Origin of the sequence: Desulfobulbus sp. (assembly GCF_031547805.1) — a bacterium.
Taxonomy (GTDB): domain Bacteria; phylum Desulfobacterota; class Desulfobulbia; order Desulfobulbales; family Desulfobulbaceae; genus Desulfobulbus.
On the sequence record NZ_JAVBRQ010000030.1, the window covers coordinates 112,683 to 130,304 of the forward strand.

General features: G+C 62.5%; 13 protein-coding genes, 1 tRNA gene, 1 pseudogene and 1 riboswitch. Of the genes and pseudogenes, 2 read left to right on the plus strand and 13 right to left on the minus strand.

The annotated features are described in order from the left end of the window. Positions 1–22: 22 nt before the first annotated feature. On the minus strand, positions 23–1,411 hold the full coding sequence (locus RMR13_RS10960; protein ID WP_409070286.1) for a DUF444 family protein: 1,389 nt from the start codon (positions 1,409–1,411) through the stop codon (positions 23–25). A 31-nt stretch (positions 1,412–1,442) separates the two neighbouring features. Further along, entirely contained in the window at positions 1,443–3,503 is a 2,061-nt protein-coding gene (locus RMR13_RS10965) for a serine protein kinase PrkA (protein WP_310600673.1), read from the minus strand. Between the two features lie 638 nt (positions 3,504–4,141). After that, a riboswitch (cobalamin riboswitch) is annotated at positions 4,142–4,324 on the minus strand. 200 nt (positions 4,325–4,524) lie between these two features. On the opposite strand from RMR13_RS10965, the gene RMR13_RS10970 reads away from it, so the two are divergent. Next, on the plus strand, positions 4,525–6,246 hold the full coding sequence (locus tag RMR13_RS10970) for a cache domain-containing protein (RefSeq protein ID WP_310600674.1): 1,722 nt from the start codon (positions 4,525–4,527) through the stop codon (positions 6,244–6,246). Positions 6,247–6,276: 30 nt separating this feature from the next. Here RMR13_RS10970 and RMR13_RS10975 read toward each other — a convergent pair whose 3' ends face one another. From RMR13_RS10975 to RMR13_RS11005, 7 genes are all read right to left on the minus strand, one after another. Then, positions 6,277–7,455: a citrate/2-methylcitrate synthase gene (locus tag RMR13_RS10975; protein ID WP_310600675.1), complete on the minus strand. Its 1,179-nt coding sequence runs from the start codon at positions 7,453–7,455 to the stop codon at positions 6,277–6,279. Between the two features lie 123 nt (positions 7,456–7,578). Next, entirely contained in the window at positions 7,579–8,820 is a 1,242-nt protein-coding gene (locus RMR13_RS10980) for an AI-2E family transporter (protein ID WP_310600676.1), read from the minus strand. Positions 8,821–8,892: 72 nt separating this feature from the next. Next, the gene (bioA, locus tag RMR13_RS10985; RefSeq protein WP_310600677.1) at positions 8,893–10,182 is read right to left on the minus strand and encodes an adenosylmethionine--8-amino-7-oxononanoate transaminase; all 1,290 of its coding nucleotides are present in this window, start codon (positions 10,180–10,182) and stop codon (positions 8,893–8,895) included. Further along, positions 10,179–11,153 (minus strand): biotin synthase BioB, encoded by a 975-nt coding sequence (gene bioB / locus RMR13_RS10990; protein ID WP_310600678.1) that lies wholly within the window; start codon positions 11,151–11,153, stop codon positions 10,179–10,181. The genes bioA and bioB overlap by 4 nt, the downstream gene beginning before the upstream one ends. Positions 11,154–11,177: 24 nt before the next feature. Further along, positions 11,178–11,795 (minus strand): hypothetical protein, encoded by a 618-nt coding sequence (locus RMR13_RS10995; RefSeq protein WP_310600679.1) that lies wholly within the window; start codon positions 11,793–11,795, stop codon positions 11,178–11,180. Further along, positions 11,792–12,382, minus strand: coding sequence for an AmmeMemoRadiSam system protein A (gene amrA, locus RMR13_RS11000; RefSeq protein WP_310600680.1), 591 nt, complete (start codon positions 12,380–12,382; stop codon positions 11,792–11,794). Before amrA ends, RMR13_RS10995 begins: the two co-directional genes overlap by 4 nt. Positions 12,383–12,593: 211 nt before the next feature. Next, positions 12,594–13,112 (minus strand): LEA type 2 family protein, encoded by a 519-nt coding sequence (locus RMR13_RS11005; RefSeq protein ID WP_310600681.1) that lies wholly within the window; start codon positions 13,110–13,112, stop codon positions 12,594–12,596. 117 nt (positions 13,113–13,229) lie between these two features. On the opposite strand from RMR13_RS11005, the gene RMR13_RS11010 reads away from it, so the two are divergent. After that, positions 13,230–13,319: transfer RNA gene (locus tag RMR13_RS11010), tRNA-Ser, on the plus strand. Positions 13,320–13,425: 106 nt separating this feature from the next. Here the strand turns inward: RMR13_RS11010 and RMR13_RS11015 are convergent. From RMR13_RS11015 to RMR13_RS11030, 4 genes and pseudogenes are all read right to left on the minus strand, one after another. Continuing rightward, positions 13,426–13,977, minus strand: coding sequence for a hypothetical protein (locus RMR13_RS11015; RefSeq protein ID WP_310600682.1), 552 nt, complete (start codon positions 13,975–13,977; stop codon positions 13,426–13,428). Continuing rightward, positions 13,974–14,288 carry a hypothetical protein gene (locus RMR13_RS11020; RefSeq protein WP_310600683.1) on the minus strand — a complete coding sequence of 105 codons (315 nt, stop codon included), beginning with the start codon at positions 14,286–14,288 and terminating at the stop codon, positions 13,974–13,976. Before RMR13_RS11020 ends, RMR13_RS11015 begins: the two co-directional genes overlap by 4 nt. Positions 14,289–14,346: 58 nt before the next feature. Continuing rightward, the gene (locus tag RMR13_RS11025) at positions 14,347–17,445 is read right to left on the minus strand and encodes a type I restriction endonuclease (RefSeq protein ID WP_310600684.1); all 3,099 of its coding nucleotides are present in this window, start codon (positions 17,443–17,445) and stop codon (positions 14,347–14,349) included. 41 nt (positions 17,446–17,486) lie between these two features. Next, a pseudogene (locus tag RMR13_RS11030) lies at positions 17,487–17,622 on the minus strand (IS5/IS1182 family transposase); the annotation flags it as partial.

The following is a 17,622-nucleotide window of genomic DNA, read 5'->3' on the forward strand; positions in this document are numbered from 1 at the left end:
GCGGCGGGCGTTCAGCCCGGCGTTAAGAAATCAGACGTTTTATTCCCTCGATGACCCTGGCCTCGGTGCTGTCCTTGGACATCACGTCCATCCGCAGCAACTCCTTCTTGGTTTCCAGCAGGCCCGACTTGGTCAGGTACTTCTCCACCTCGCTGCGGCGGGAGCCCTCCAGGCCGTTCTCGGCCACGGTGATCCCGACCCGGCTGGCGTAGACCAGCATCTTTTCCAACTCGGGCAGGGTTTCCTCGCCGTAGGTGTCCCAGTCGTCGCCATCGGTGCCGTGGAAGATGTAAATCGAATAATCGCGGGTCAATTCTTCCTCGTCCACGATCCGGTTGACCAGCCGGTAGGCCGAGGCCACCTGGGTGCCGCCGGCCACCTGCATCTGGTAATAGGCCTGGAAATTCTCCACTTCCCTGGCCTCGGTGTCGTGGAGGATGAAGCGGGTCTCGACCTGGTTCTGGTACTGGTAGCTCAGCCAGGCGTAGATCAGCACATGCTGGTTGACCACCAACTCGGTCGGCTTGCCGGCCATGGAGCCGGAATAGTCGCGCACGAAAAAGACCACGGCCTGGGATTCGTAATCCTTTTCCCGGGAAAGGATGCGGTAGACCCGGTCGTCGGGCGAAACCATCAGGCCGCCGGCGTCGATCGGCGCCCCGGCCCGCACCCGCCCGAGGGCGATATTGGTTTGCAGCACCCGCCGCAAGGTCGCTTTTTTGTCGAGGATCTGGCCGAAGCCGCGGTTCTTGTCGGTGAGGTCGTAGGCGAAACGGGTGAGCGAGCGTTTCTTGCCCTTGTCGCGCAGGTTGGGCAGGGCAAACTGCTCGGTCAGCACCCGGCCCAGGTCGTAGACCGTGGATTCCAGTTCATGGGAACCGCCCTGGCCCTGGCCGGCTCCGCTGCCGCCACCCTGCTCCTCACGCACCGGCTGTTCGCCGATGACCTCGCCCTCCTCGCCTTCGCCGGCTCCGCCCTCGCCCGGCTCCTGGCCTTCGCCGTCCTCGCCTTCCTCGTCCTCGGGGACGCTGTCGTGGATCAGCTTCTCCTCCACCGTGGTGGGGATTACCACCACCTTGTCGTCGCCGTCGCGGCCGGGCTTGACCAGCTTGCCGATACGGATCTTGCGGGGAAAACCGTCCTGCTCGCGCTGGAGGTCGCGTTGGAGGAGGTGGTCGAGCGACTGCGCCGCCACCAGCGACAGCACCGGCGAAGGCAGCCCCTGGGCGAACAATTCCGGATCGGCGTAGCTGTAGAGGGAACGGGCCGCGGGCGCCTGGCCGAATCGGTGGATGAACTCGGGGTTGCCGCCCTGTTCGGCCTGGGCGAGCTCAAACTCGATCACCCGCCGCTGCTCCTCGGTCAGCCCCCTGGCCTTAAGCCGTCGATACAGTTGCCGCAACCTGTGCATGGCCGCCTCCGCAGCTTTGTGGTCCATCCCGTCAATTCTCGTCCACCTGGGTGCAGAAATACTCGATGGTCTTCTGGGCGCAGGTGAGGCAGTAGCCGAGCTTGTTGAGCATGGTGTCGATCATCCGGTCGTAGAGCTTCTGGTTCTCCTCGTTGGTCCTGTTGGCCAGGGCGCCGATCAGGCTGCCGGCGCCGGCGATGTCCGACTTGAGGCGCACGTCGGTCACCGCCTTGACCAGCTCCAGGTTATCCATGAAGTCGTAGTCCGGGTTGACCGAGATCTTCTGGCCGTAGATCTTGCGGATCGAGGTGCGGAACGAGTCCTTCTGCTCGCGGACCTTCAGGCCCAGGCCGGCCTCCACCGAATCGATGTAGCGTTCGTCGATCTTCAGCGCCACCAGCTCGCCGGTCTGCGGATTCTTGTATTTCCACATCCGGTCCACTCCCAGGTTCTCGGCGTCGATGCCGATGATCATGTTGACGTAGTTGAGCACGTCCTTGCGGATGGCCAGGGGCTCGTCCATGTAGGCGTTGAACATCTCGGTCATGATCCGCTCGCGGTAGAGCCCCTTGGCGATCTTGAGATCGTCCAGGAACTTGGCCCGGTCGGCGGCCTCGGAAACATAGTCGAGGATCACCCGCTCCAGGGCGGTGAACACGTCGTAGGCGAACATGCACCTGCCCTCGTTGGTTTCCGAACTTTCCAGCATCAACTGCATGGTGCGCCCCAGGTTGCGCTGGCCCAGGCCCTTCTGGCCGAAACGCTTGGTGATGTCGTGTTCCTGGTTGAGGGTGTCGATCACCTCGGACAGGGTTTTCAGGCTTTTTTCGCCGGCCACCTCGCCGGCCGCCAGCTTCATGGTCTCGACCGGGGTCAGCTTCTCCGAGCGGGGCAGGCGGGTCAGGACCACTCCCACCGAGGCGGCGTAGTTGAGGTTCGGATCCTGGTGCATGGTGTTGCCGGTGAGCGTGGTCTTGGCCTCGTTGCCGATGGCATAGGCGGTCAGGTCGCGCTGCTGGCGGTAATCGGTGTTGTGGGAAACATAGCAGATGCGGCAGCGGTCGACGATCGGCGCCTCTTCCTTTTCAGCCAGGAACCGGTTGAATTCCGAGTTGTTGCTGGTGGCGACGATCAGGGTGTCGATCGGCCAGCGATAGCCGTCGATCTCGATGGTCCGGTTCTGGATGATGCCCAGGTACACCTGCACCAGATCCTTCTTGTTCTTGTAGATCTCGTCGCTGAAGTGGATGCCGCCGCCGGCCACCCGGGCCAGCGCCCCGCGCCGCAGGTCGAAACGGTAGGGGTTGTTGGTGTCGGTGATGTGCAGCAGCCGCTGGATCGACTCCTCGCCGAGGAGATCCACCGCCGAGGAGGTGATCTTGTCCTTGGCCGGATACTTGCCGGTGACCGTGCCCAAGCTCTCCACCAGCGGCACCGGCACGACCTCGACGCAGCGCAGCATCTCTTCGATGTCGTCGCCGGCCATGGCGCGGATATCGTTCCAGATATAGGCCGAACAGGCCCCCAGCGGCCGATAGTTCTCGGCCCACTGGGCCAGCAGCGCGTCGCCTGCCTTGCATTTCTTGGCCAGGTAGGCCAGGGACTCGTCGCGGCTCTCGAACAGGTTGAGCGCCAGGATCATCGGGTCCTCGTAGGTCTGCGACTCGATGGTCTTGATGGCGCCGTAGCCGCCCACCCGCTCCAGGCCGGTGAAGCGGAAGGTGTATTTCCTGTTTTTCGGCAGGGAGAGAAAATTGCGGTACAGGGAGCACAGGTATTCGACCAGGAAGGTCTTGCCGTTGCCGGGCTCGCCCACCAGGACAAAGGCCATTTCCTTGGAGGAACCGCCCTGGGAGGCGTCCTTGACAAAGGAGACGAACGAGTTGATCTCGTCGTACATGCCGATCACATGCTTCTTGCCTTCACGGAAGATGGTGAAATCGAAGGTGGACTTGCCATTGACCGTGACCTTGTTGATTTCCTTTTCCAGGATCATCCGGCTGACGCTTTGGAAGGCGTTTTCAAAGACGCGTTCGCCTTTTTTGACGGCTTGCAGGTGGGTATACAGCGAGGAGTGTCTGGGGTCGGTCATCGTGCGCCTCCTTGACGAGGGAAAGTGGGGGATGCGGCAATGGGGTTCAAGGCCATTATTGCTGGCTTCTCCACGGAATTCAAGGAGTTGTTGCGATGAACCCTGTTTGTACACTAAGTCGCGGGCCCGGATGGCGCAAGAAAACCCGCCAAAGCGCCGGCCCACAGGCCGGACCGGGCAAGCCGGATGGGAATCGATCCGGCGGAAAGAAAAAAAGCAAGCAATGCCGGAGGGTTTGGCCTGGAATTTTGCCCGCTTGTTGCACGGGCGGGGGAGCAAGGGGGCGCGGCAAACGCACGCACAAGAAAAACGGCTCCAGCACGCGGCTGAGAGGGGTATCGGAAACGGAAAGGGGGGGCTTGGGCAGTGGCGCATCGCCGGCAAACAATGCGCCGCTGGCCTTCCCGGACATGGCAACCGGTGGCGTTCCGCGTTCCGACCTGTTCTCCCGGCCTCCGGGTTCGGAGCCGTTCTTCCCAGGGGGTTCGGAGGCATCGTCAGCGGCCCCGAACCGCCCGCCGCACTGGTCCGGCAGAAGGCGCACCGCGCCTCCCTCAAAAAAAATCCCCGGACCATTCAAAATGATCCGGGGATGCCCTTTTATCCACGTATCGGCGCCGTCTCCCTGATCCGCGGGGAGCGATCGTCACTTTGCAGGCAGGTCTTCTGACTCCCGGCTCGTCCTTTCGTCGCGTCTTCCCAGCCTTTCGGCCAGTGACCTTCATGCGGCGATCGTCCCCGGTTACAGCGGCGGGCCCGTCTCCGATTTACACGGAGTTCCCTTTTCATCCTCGCAAGGAACCTGAAAGCTGTTTGCAACAGAACTTGATCGATTCATGAAAGTCAAGCCCAATCTCACCGCCAAAGACTGTCCGCCCAAGCCGGTCATTTGCCACAGCCAGGGCCGTCAGAAACCTTGCTGATCCGCTCGCTAACCATTATGTTTGACGAAAAAAGAGGGCGTTCGGGGCATAGCCGCCCTCCCGCCCGCATCGCCCCGCTTTTCCGCCGAGCGCCCAGCATGGAAAAGGACAAAAAACGAAAATTCGCCCATGCCATTTCCATCAGGATCGCCCTGCCGGCCCTGCTCACCGTGGTCCTGTTCGTTACCGCCACCTTCGTCATCATCCTGCCTTCCTTCAAGGAGAACCTGCTGGCCAGGAAACGGGAGATGCTGCGGGAGATGAACACCGTGGTCTGGGACATGGTCGCCTCCTACGAACGGATGGAGCGGGCCGGGAGCATGAGCCGGGAGCAGGCCCAGCAGACCGCCCTGAACATCATCCGCGATATCCGCTACGGGCCGGTGAACAAGGATTACTTCTGGGTCAACAACATGCAGGGGTTGCTCGTCATGCACCCCTACCGCCCCGACCTTCGCGGCGAGGCCGTGCCCGATGTCCGCTATCCGCTGGGCAAGAATCTGCTGGAGGAGTTCGTCAAGGTGGTCAAAAACCAGGGGGCGGGCTATGTCGACTACCGTTTCCAGTGGCAGGACGATGTCGGCAAAATCGTGCCCAAGCTTTCATATGTGCGCGGATTTACCCCCTGGGGCTGGGTCGTCGGCACCGGGCTGTACATCGAGGACGTCAATGTCGAGATCGGCCTGATCGCCAAGCAGCTCAACGCCATCGCCTCGGTCATTCTGCTGCTGGTTTCTTTTCTGGCTTTCTACATGATCCGCCACACGGTCCTGGCCGACCGGGTCCGCCGCATCATCTGGGAGGAACGGGAGCGGCTGCTGACCGCCCTGGAGGAGAGCAGGGAACGGTTCCGCTCGCTGGTCGAAACCACCAGCGACTGGATCTGGGAGATCAACGCCAAGGGGGTCTACACCTATAGCAGCCCCAAGGTGCGCGATCTGCTCGGGTTTGCGCCCGAGGAGCTGATCGGCAAGCATTTGGTGGATTTGATCGCCATCCAGGAGGTGGAACGGACCAGCCGGCTCTTCCGGAAGCTGATCGACTCGCGCCAGCCGTTCAGCGGCTTCGAGACCGTCTGCCAGACTCGGGACGGCCGGATCGTGGTGATCGAGAAAAACGGGGTGCCGGTGTTTGCCGACAACGGCGCGCTGCTGGGATACCGGGGGGTGTCCCGCGATATTTCGGAGCGCAGGCACGCGCTGGAGGCCCTGAAAAAGAGCCGGGACGCCCTCCACAACAGCCTGGAGGAAACGGTCAAGTCGCTGGCCCTGGCCGCGGAAAAACGCGATCCCTACACCGCCGGTCACCAGATGCGGGTCGACCGGCTGGCCTGCGCCATTGCCCGCGAGCTCGGACTTGACGAGGACCGGATCGAGGGGCTGCATTTCGCCGCCCTGCTCCACGACATCGGCAAGATCAGCCTGCCCTCGGAATACCTGGCCAAACCGGCCCGCCTCTCGGCCCAGGAACGGGCGATCATCAAATGCCATACCGAGGTGGGCTACGAAATCCTCAAGGATATCCCCTTCCCCTGGCCGGTGGCCGACATCGTCCACCAGCACCACGAACACCTCGACGGATCGGGGTATCCCCAGGGGCTCACCGCCAAGGATCTGCTGCTTGAATCCCAGATCCTGACCGTGGCCGACGTGGTGGAGGCCATGAGTTCGCACCGGCCCTATCGGCCCTCGCTCGGCCTGGAGACCGCCCTTTCGGAAGTCCGCGCCGGCCGGGGCACCCTCTATCACCCCGCAAGCGTCGATGCCTGCCTGAAACTGATTGCCGAGAAAAAGGTCGACCTAAGCGCCGCCGCCTGGTGATGCCGGCAGCGGCGCGGGTCATTCGGTTGGTTATTTCCGGGTGCTCATCGGCGAGTATTCGCATCCCATCAGGCCGCAGTATTCGCCCACGTACTGGGCCTGGGGCCGATAGAGGGCGGGCTTGCCCTGGACGTCGGCGAACTGTTCCTCGATGATGTGGGCGCACCAGCCCGCCACCCGGGAGATGGCGAAGATCGGGGTCATGAGATCGGTGGGGATGCCCATCAGGTAGTAGACCGGCGCCGAGTTGAAATCGACGTTGGGCAGGATGGTGCTCTTGCCCAGGCCAGCGAAGATCGCCAGGGCGGTTTCCTCGATCTTGCGGGAGATGTCCGCCCATTTGCCGCCGGTCTGGGCGCCCAGCCGCTGACCCATCCGCTTGAGATAGACCGCCCGGGGATCGCCGGTCTTGTAGATGGCGTGGCCCATGCCCATGATCCGCTCGCCCCCGGCCAGTTGGGCGCTGACCCAGCCCTCGATATCCGGCTCGTGTTCCAGCTTGAGCAGCATCTCCATCACCTTGGCGTTGGCACCGCCGTGCAGGCTGCCGGAAAGCGCACCCAGGCCGGCGGCCACCCCGGCATACAGGCTGGCGCGGGTGGATACCACCTCGCGGGCGGCAAAGGTGGAGGCGTTGAAGGTGTGGTCGGCATGGAGGATCAGGCAGACGTCCAGGTCCTTGGCCGTGGCCGGGTCGGGCTTTTTCCCCTGGAGCATCCAGAGGAAGTTGCCGGCATGGTCGAGATCGGGATCGGGATCGAGCACCGCTTGATCGTTGCGGATGCGGTGCCAGGCCGCCACCAGGGTCGGCATCTGGGCAATCAGGGCAATGGACCGGTTGAGACAGACCTGCCTGTCCATGGTGTCGCCATGCTCCTCGGCCATGGACAACAGGGGCACGCAGGCTTGGAGCACATCCATGGGCCGGGCGCTTTTGGGCCAGTGGCGCATGGAGTCGATCACGTAGCCGGGAACCCGGCGCAGATCCTTGACCTGGCGGGTGAAGGCCTCCAGATGCTCGCCGGTGGGCAGGGTGCCGAACAGCAGCAGGTACACCGTTTCCATGAACGACGAGCGGTCGGCCAGATCCTCGATCCGGTATCCCCGGTAAATCAGCACGCCTTTTTCGCCGTCAATGAAACTGATCGCGGAATCGGCCACGGTCACCCCGCGCAGGCCGGTATTCTTCACTCGGGTTGCTTCGCTCATCGCAGTACCCCTCCAGCTGCCGTTCAGGTTGGAATCAATCAAGTCGGGATCATCGGCACTCGTGCGTGCCGTCATCCCCAATGGGAAAAGAGTATTGTTTTGTACTGGAGAACAGAGGGAAATTCAACCAACATTCCCGCCTGTTGCATCGCTTTTCCGATCGCTTTCCCCATTGGTCGGCGCATCCTGCTCCGGCAAGATCGCCGTTGCCGCCGGTTCCACTGCGGGGGCCGATGGCGCCGGCGGCTCGAACGGGCCGGCGGGCGGTTCCTCCGGCCGCCGGCCCCCCTGGCCGGCACCGAACAAAGGGCCGACATCGGGCAAATAGGTCTCGAAGGCCTTGCCGTAGATTTCCCAGATGGTGATGAACAGGGCGGCGACGATCGGGCCGAGGATGATGCCCAGGATGCCGAACAGGCTGATGCCGCCCAGGGTGCCGAACAGCACGAACAAATCGTGCATCTCGGTATCCTTGCCGACCAGCCGGGGCCGCAGGACATTGTCGAGGTTGCCCGCCACCGCGCCGCACAGTACCGCCAGGATGACCACCCCGAGCAGTTCTCCCTTGAGGGCGAGGATGATCAGGGCCGGCACCCAGACGATGGCGGTGCCGAACGCGGGCACGATCGACATCACCGCCATCACCGTACCCCAAAAGACCGGTCCCTGGATGCCGGCCAGGGCAAAGGCCACGCCGCAGATGCAGCCCTGGAGGGCGCCGATGATCAGGGTGCCTTTGAGGGTGGCCTTGGTGACCGAGGTGAAACGGTGCAGCAGGCGCCGTTCGTCGCGGTCCTGTAGCGGCAGGAAGTAGAGGATCTTGGTCAAGAGCACTTCGCCCATGGTCAGAAAATAGAACATCACGTAGAGCATGATCACGCTGCTGAACACCGCGTTGACCGTCTGCATGGTCACCGCCGAGAGGCTGTTGATCAGGAAGGTGGACAGGTTGCCCACCGCCTGTCCGGCCTTCTCGATGATCAGGGCGCGGTAGGGCAGGATCTGCTTGTAGTAGGGCAAATGTTCCAGGTAGGAGGTCACGGCCGTGGGTTCGTGGATAAAGGACTGGACCCAGGGGCTGACCGACTGGCTGACGCTGATCGCCTGGGCGACCACCACCCCGATCAGGAGCGAAAGCGGGATCAGCACCAGCAGGACGATGCCGGCGATGACCAGGATCGAGGCCAGGTTGTCCCGGCCGCCGATCTTGCCGGCAAGCCAGCGGTGCGTCGGGCTGAGGATGGCGGCAAAGATGCCGGCCATGAAGATCGGCATGAGGAATTGCCGGATCATGCCGAGAAACAGGCCCGAGATGAGAAGCACCAGGACCAGGAGCACGCTCTTGTTGACCAGTTCGCGTTTCATGGGAAAGCCGGCGGGGCGGCAGGGATGGGGTTGTCGTTCACCGGGCGGAACGTGGAAGCCGGGCCGCCCGCTTCAGGCGGCCATGGCCGCCGCCCGGACCGCGGCGCCGGTCAGGCGGCTGAGTTCCTCCGGCGCGACGACATAGGGCGGCATCAGGTAGATCAGCCGGCCAAAGGGGCGGATCCATACCCCTTGCTCGACGAAAAATTTCTGCAAGACCGCCATGTTCACCGGCCGGGTGGTTTCGATGACGCCGATGGCGCCCAGCACCCGGACATCGGCCACGGTGTCCAGGCCACGGGCCGGCTCCAACTCCACCCGCAGCTGGTTGCCGATGGCGGCCACCCGCTCCTGCCAGGGCGAATCCAGCAGCAACCGGGTCGAGGCGCAAGCCACGGCGCAGGCCAGGGGATTGCCCATGAAGGTGGGCCCGTGCATGAACACGCCCGGTTCAGCCTCGGAGATGGCGGTGGCCACGGCGGTGGTGGCCAGGGTGGCGGCCAGGGTCATGGTGCCGCCGGTGATGGCCTTGCCCAGGCACATGATGTCCGGCGCGACCCCGGCGTGGTCGGCGGCGAACATCGTGCCGGTGCGGCCGAAACCGGTAGCGACTTCATCGAAGATCAGCAGCACCCGGTGTTGGTCGCACAAACGCCGGAGGCCACGCAGGTACTCGGGGTGGTAGAACCACATGCCGCCGGCCCCCTGGATGATGGGCTCGACGATCACCGCGGCGATCTCGTGGTGATGGTCGGCCAGCAGACGGCCCATGGCCGCCAGGTCGTTCTCGTCCCAAGCGGCGTCGAACCGGCATTCGGGCCGGGGCGCGAAGAACTGGTGCGGCAGCGAGCGCTCGAACAGAGTGTGCATGCCGGTGACCGGATCGCAGACCGACATGGCATGGAAGGTGTCGCCATGGTAGCCGCCGCGCAGGGCCACCAGCCGGTACTTTTCGGGGCAGCCCACCGCCTGTTGATACTGCAGGGCCATTTTCAGGGCCACCTCGACGCTCACCGAACCGGAATCGCAGAAAAAAACCTTGTCGAGCGGCGCCGGCGCCAATTCGACCAGCAGCCGGGACAAGGCCACGGCCGGCTCGTGGGTGAGGCCGCCGAACATGACGTGCGCCATGCGCCCGGCCTGTTCGGCCAGGGCCCGGACCAGCGTTGGATGGCTGTAGCCGTGGATGGCGCACCACCAGGAAGACATGCCGTCGATCAATTCCCGTCCGTCCATGAGGCGGATGCGCGTGCCCTCGGCCGAGGCCGCCGGATAGACGGGCAGCGGCCTGGTGGTCGAGGTGTACGGGTGCCAGAGGTGGTCGCGGTCGAAATCGAGCAGGCCGTCGATATCGAGGCTCATGGTGTCGGCCGCTCGAAGGTGAAGCCCAGGGCCGAGATCCGGGTGAGATCCTCGGCGATGGACGAGCCGGTGGTGGTCAGGTAATTGCCGACAATGGCGCCGTTGGCCCCGGCGGCGAAGCAGCGGTACTGCTCGCGCCCCAGCTGCTGCCGGCCGCCGGCCATGCGGATCACCGCATCCGGATTGATGCAGCGGAACAGGGCCACGGTGGTCAGCACCTCGTCGAGCGCCAGCGGCGTCAGTTCGGCCAGGGGCGTTCCAGGAATGGCGGTGAGGATGTTGATCGGAATCGACTTCACCTCCAGTTCGCGCAGCTCAAAGGCCATGTCGATCCGGTCCTCCATGGCCTCGCCCATGCCGATGATGCCGCCGGAGCAGAGCGACATCCCGGTTCGGCGGGCCAGGCGCAGCGTTTCGACCTTCTCCGCCCAGGTGTGGGTGGTGCAGACCTGGGGAAAGTAGTTCCGGCTCGCCTCCAGGTTGCAGTGGTAGCGCCGCACCCCGGCCGCGTACAGGCCGGCGGCGATCTCCTCGGTGAGGAAACCGGCCGAGGCGCACAGCAGCATGGAGGAGGACTCCGCGATTTGGCCGAACAAGCGGGTCAGTTCGGCCAGGGTGTCCGGCGACAGGCTGCGGCCGCTGGTGACCAGCGAGATGCGGTGCACGCCGTGGTCGTCGTTGTCCTTGGCCTGGATCAGGACCTCGGCCTCGGCCACCGCCTCGTAGGATTCGATGCCGGTGCGGTGCCGGGCCGACTGGGCGCAAAAGCGGCAGTTTTCGGTGCAATTGCCGCTCCTGGCATTGATGATCGAGCAGAGATCGAAACGATCGCCGCAGAAGTGGCGGCGGATTTCGTCGGCGGCCCGCCACAGGTCTTCCCGGTTGCCGTCCGAAAGACGGAGGGCCGTGGGCCGGTCGATCCGGCCGCCGGCAAGAATGGCGTCGCGCGCCTGTTGTACCGTAGTGTCCATGAATGCGTGGGAAAAAGCTCAAGTTCAGGTGGATTTGATGTCCTTGGGCGGACCGTTGACAATCATTTCGGCGATGGTCAGCCGGATTTTCGGCAAGAAGCCGCGCCGCTCGCCGAGGAAGCGGGTCTCGAGCTGCGCCAGCCGCTGGTAGAGGACGGTCCGGTCCATGGCCGGGGCGTCGGTCTCGGCCGGATAGCTGCCGGTGACGATCTCCTGGCAGCGGAAACAGCCGGGGAAGCGAAGCGGCTGGCCGTCCGGACGGATCAGGGTCGCGGGCACGCCGTGGGTGCGGCAGATCATCAGCCGGTGCTCGTAGAGTCCGCACAGCCCGGAGTCGTTGAGCGGACACATCAGCTGCGGCCGCTCGCCCCTGGCGATCGCCTGACGGCTCCTGGCCACGTAGTCGCGCGCCCGCTGCATGATCCGGTCCAGCCGGTCGTCGTCCAGAGCCCGGATGCCTTCCCACAGATAGGCCCATTCGCAGTAGGTGTGATGGAGGAAATAGGAGTCGCAGCAGTTGTCCGGGCAGCCCGTGCAGGTCAGGGGAATTTCCCGGGCCACCTCGTCGTAGACGATGACCATGGAGCGGTAAATTTCGCCGATCTCGCACGAGAGTTCCGGCGGGAGAAACAATTCTTTCATGTAGCCTGGCCGCCGGAGCGGGATTCCGCAAAGGATTGCACCTGATAGGTCGAAATGACGAGCCGGCCCGAGCCCCAGGCCCCCTCCGGCATCCCGGCCTTGCGGCAGAGGTGGCCGAGGAACTGTTCCGGCGCGGGCAACTGTTGCCACACCTGGGGCAGAAAGGTGGCCCCGGCTCCACCGGGTCCCTCGAGGATAACGCCGTCGATTTCCGGCTTCAACAGGCGGAGCAGCTGGTCGGCGTTTTCGTAGGCCAGGGGACGGGGAGCGGTGAGGACCGAAACTTCCACCTCGAGCGCGTCCAGCTCGGCCGCGGTCACCGGCTGGAAACGGCCATCGTGGAAGGCTGCGTTGAGGGCATGCCGGCGAACGCCGGCGACAATGGATTCCACCCCGCTCAGGCTGCCGATGCAGCCGCGCAGGGCCTTGCGTTTGTGCAGGGTGACGAATACGCCCCGCTCCTGTTGCAATGCCGGCTGGTCGAGGTCGTCGTCGGTGACCGGCCGCGACGGCGCCAGCCCCAGATGCCGCTCGATCTGTTGTCGCGCCAAGCGGACGAGAATCTGTCCCTGCCGTGGTGTGAGCATTGCCTGTCCGTGTGTCGTGGATTCCGTCATAAAGGGGAACCTACTCTATTGTACCGGTCGATCCTGTCAACACAATTATGACAGAAGTGTGGCACGGCAGGCAGTTGCGCGACGAAAAAACCGGGTGCGGAGGCGGATGGAACGTGGATCGCGAGACACGGCCGGGCCGCCGGAAAAAGCATCGCCCGGTACCGGCCCCCCGGAGCCGGACTCACCGGGACAGGGCCAGTCCCTTCAGGGACAGCTCGCCCGAGGAATTGAAGGGGACATCCTTCGTGAAGCCGTGGACACCGATGCGGACCGTACCCTTGAGCGTGTACGGCAGCGGCTTGTCCTTGGAGGGCAGCTTGCCGGCGGTATGGAGCAGGTCGGCCACCGAGGCGACCATGTCCAGCACCGAGGCGTAGACTTCCACCGGCACCAAAGTGGTGCCGAAGGCGGCCACAGTTTGGCTGCTGTCGCCGATGCCGCTGGCAAAATGGCGGCCGTTGATCTCCAGGTCGCAGTTGATGCCATGGATGTCCAAGGCCACATCGTTGGGATTCAACACCCGCAATTTAATCAGGAAGACGCCTTCCATCGCCTTGACTTCCTGAATGCGGATATCGGCAACGGAAATCTTGGGTTCTTCCTTGAGGCCATACATCTTCGCACAGCCGCCCAACAGCAGCAGGGAGCAGCAAAGCAACAGAACTCCGACAACTTTCGTGTGCAACCCGTCAATACGCATGGCCGCTCCTTGGTGAAAAAATCATTGCCACATTTGTACCCACGGGTCCGGGCAAAGTCAACAGCTCTCTAGAACTGTTGACGTTCCGGCAAGAACACGGTATCAATAGCCCGGCGTGGAGAGGTGCCGGAGCGGTCGAACGGGGCGGTCTCGAAAACCGTTGTGGGGGTGACCCCACCCAGGGTTCGAATCCCTGCCTCTCCGCCATGCTTAACGAATAAAGCCGTAACCATTCCGATTGGTTACGGCTTTTTGTTTTTCATCACTCCATGGTCAATACAGCAACCGGCCAACCCTCGACCGGGGAGCCTGGTCATTCCGGGGCAAATCCATACTCCGCCATCAGCTCGTCCATGTCATCGCCGACACCCCACCCCCAATCGCCGGCTTGAGTGTGAACACTGTCAAGCCGCTTCCGATAGTGTTCTTGCTGATCCGGATCAAGTTGTCGAATATATTTCAAAGCCTGCTCGAACATTCGCACCAGGGCATTAAAATACACCTCGTCATCTACACTGCAAAACCCAAGAAAATCCCGGCAGGATTCGCAATAGAATACCGTTAATTCAGCCAGTCCCTCAGCATGGCCGAGGGCTTTCTTGTAATCCGAAATCGCTTTCTTGGCCTTGGAAATCGAGTAATCCTGGTTGCGCATCACATCGGGACAGACCCAGCGGGAGATGGTCGCCTTATAGGGTTCGAGAACATCATCACCCAAACCAAATCGTGCGTGCAGGAAGGCCTTGTTCTCCTTGTTGGCTGCATAGAGATCATGCACCAAGCCCAGCAGGGCGTCTCGGTCCAAGCCGCCGATGGTGCGTTTGAGGTCATTCCACGTCGGTTTTTTCTTGGCACCCGACATCATTCCATCTCCTCAAAGCCTCGTTCCGCCATCGGCATGGCCAGCACTTTCTCCACCTGGCTGGCAAGATCCACCGCCAATTCACTGATCATTGTCGCCGTCACCCCTTCTTCCTCCTCCAAATCCCAGAATTCGACAAATTCCTCCGGCGCTTCAACGATCTCCTGGAGATATTCCCTGGCTCCCCGAAGCCAATCATCCTCAGTTGCATGCTCCATGCTCATTGCGCCGAGTTCCACCTTCAACGTATCGGAAACCTGAGCAGCCCGCACAATAATCTCCCAGGCCATTTCCGAAAAATCATCCGTATCCATATCCCCCCTTCACCTGCAACCAGTCCGGATCTTTTGACATATTAACAGCTCACCCCTCTTACTCCACGGCGCCATCCTCGGCCGGGATTGTCTCGTAAATCACCTTGGAGAGGACCGCAAAGGCCGCATCCTCGAAGACCTTGTCGTCCATGTAACGCGAGACGATCTTGTCGTTTTCTCCCATGCGCTGGATCATCAGGTCTTCCAGCATCTGGCGCAGGCCCAACTGGAATTTATCGAAGGGGTTGGCCCTCCGCAGCCGGACCACCTCCGGGCTTTTGGTCGCCTTTTCCTTGATCTGCTCGAAAAAGAGGCGGTCCTCTTCGGTAAAGTTGGTGCCGAAACGATCGTTCAACACCCCGATGATTTCCGACAGCGGCGCTTTCTCTTCCTTGGCCTTGCCGGTGCCGACGTCGGTGGGACTTTTCACCCCGTATTCGCCTTCGCCCTCGCGCAACTTGATGGCCCCGGAAAAGACCCGTTGCAAGCGATAGTACTGCAGGCCCACCTCATCGCCGAGCTTGACGGTGTCGGTATCGCGTTCCAGCGGCAGGTGCGGCAACAGCAACCGGCCAAAGCTGTAGAGCATCTCCAGATCGGGATCGGCATAGGGGATGATCTGGCTGAGGAAGCCGTACACCTTGACATAGCCGTTCAGCTTGTCGCGGAACTGGCCGCGCTGCTCCTCGTCCTCCATCGCCTTGAAGCGATCCACCGCCGGTTGCAGATGGCGCTGCAGGTGGGCATGGTCGGCCGGGTTCTGCTTGTTGGGTGCTCGGTAGAAGATGCGGGCAAAGGCCTCCACCTCGCCCCAGTGATAGACCTGAAACCCGTCCAACTCATGCTTGAGCTGTTCAAGCAGGGCGGGATCCGAGCTTTCCTGCAGGCTGGCGGCATCGAAGTACGGCTTGAAGGCCCGGTAGATGTCTTCGGCTTCATTGACGAAATCGAGCACGAACGGCGTCTCCTTGCCCGGCACCATGCGGTTGAGGCGCGACAGGGTCTGCACCGCCTGCACGCCGTCCAGCCGCTTGTCCACGTACATCGCCATCAAGAGCGGCTGATCGAATCCGGTCTGGTATTTGTTGGCGACCAGCAGCACCTGGTAATCGGGCGAGGCAAAGCGCTCGGGCAATTGTTTTTCACTGATCGGCTTGCCGGTGACCACGTCATGGTTCATTGCCGGTTCGGTATATTCCCGGCCGGTTTCCGGATCGCGTACCGTACCGCTGAAGGCCACCAGCGGCCGAATGTCGGTGTAGCCTTTTTCATCGATATAGCGCTGCAAGGCCTCCATGTACTTCACCGCCTGCAGGCGCGAGCCGGTCACCACCATCGCCTTGGCGCGCCCGCCGAGATGGGTGCGGACATGGCCCCGAAAGTGCTCGACGATCACCTCGATCTTCTGGGCGATATTGGTCGGATGCATCACCAGGAATTTTGCCAGAGCCCGCGCCGCCTTCTTTTTCGGCAGGTCCGGGTCCTCCTCCACCGCCTTGATCAGGCGGAAATAGGTCTGGTAGGTGGTGTAGTTCTGGAGCACGTCGAGAATGAACCGCTCCTCAATGGCCTGGCGCATGCTGTAGAGGTGGAAGGACTCCGGCTTGCCGCCGGGATCGGTACGGCCGAAGAGTTCGAGCGTTTTTCCTTTGGGGGTTGCGGTGTAGGCAAAGAAGCTCAAGTTGGGCTGGCGCCCCCGCGAGGCCATCACCTGGTTGAGCCGATCCTCCCAGTCGACCGCCTCGTCATCGTTCACGCCGCCGGTGCCGGCGCCGAGAATGGCCTTCAGTTCCCGCGCCGTTTCACCGGTCTGGGAGGAATGCGCTTCGTCCACGATGACCGCATAGCGGCGTTTGCCGATTTCCGCTTCCCAGGCCTTGGCTTGCGCCCTTGCCTCGTCGTCGGGAAAGTCCACGCTTTCCGCTCCGGCGGCATGGAGCAGGCCGCGCAGCACAAAGGGGAACTTCTGCAGGGTGGTGACCACGATCCTGGTACCGTCGATCAAGGCCGATGCCAGCTGCCTGGAATCCTGGTCGATGGCCTTGACCACGCCCTGGGCATGCTCGATCTGGTAGATGGCATCCTGCAACTGGCGGTCGAGCACCTGCCGGTCGGTGATGACGATGACGCAGTCAAAAATCTTATGATCCTGCTCGTCATGCAGGCTGGCCAGCCGGTGCGACAGCCAGGAGATCGAGTTGGTCTTGCCGCTGCCCGCCGAATGCTGGATCAGGTAGTTTTGCCCCGGCCCCTCGGCGCGGGCAGCGGCAATCAGTTTGCGGGTGGCGTCCAACTGGTGGTAGCGTGGGAAGATCATGGTTTCGCGGGTCCTGATCCGGCTAGCGCCCTTGCCGTCGTCAACCTTTTCCTCTTTCTTCTCGATGAACACGAAATGGCCGAGAATATCGAGAAAGCTCCCGCGTTCCAGGATCTCCTCCCAGAAATAGCCGCTGCGATAGCCGGAGGGATGTTGCGGATTGCCGGCGCCGCACCGCACCTCGCCGGGGTGGCTGCCGCGATTGAAGGGAAGGAAGAAAGTCTTGCCCCCGGCCAGCCGGGTGGTCATGTGCACCTCGTCCGGATCGGCGGCGAAATGCACCAGCGCCCGCTCTTTGAACGCAAACAGCGGCGCGCGCGGGTTGCGGTCTTCCTGGTACTGGCGCACTGCATGACGCCAGTTCTGCCCGGTCCAGGGATTTTTCAGCTCACAGGTCGCCACCGGCAGGCCATTGACGGCAAAGACCAGATCAACGGTGGAATGATCGCCAGGATGGCAGGGCACCTGCCGGGTGAGGGTCAGGCGATTGGCCCGATATTGCGACAGTACCTCGTCATTCAGCCCATGCGCGGGTTTGAAGGTAGCCAGCCGGAAGGTCTTGCCGTAAAACTTGAAACCGTGGCGCAGCACATAAAGCGAGCCCTTGATGGCCAACTCCTTGACCAGCGTCGACAGCATCATCTGCTCCACCTGCGTCCCATGCTGGCCGCGCATCGCCTCCCACAACCGCGGCTGGGTGGCGGCGATGAACGCAACGATCCGGCTGGGGAACAGCGCCCGCTCCCGGTCCCACTCGCTCACCGAACCCTGCTGCCAACCCTTGGCCAACAACATCTGCTCGACATAGCTCTCAAAGGCTTTCTCGGTGGTCTGTGACATGGAAGCCTTCCTTTTCTTTTACTTAGCGGATGGCTTAGTGCTTATCCATAAATAACCATGACCTTGTTCAAGACAATCATAGCGGCCGCCAATGTGTTGAGCGCAATGTATGAGAGATCCGTCTTCTCGTATCGTGGTATCAATTTGCGAAACCGGTTAAACCATGAATGCGCCAGC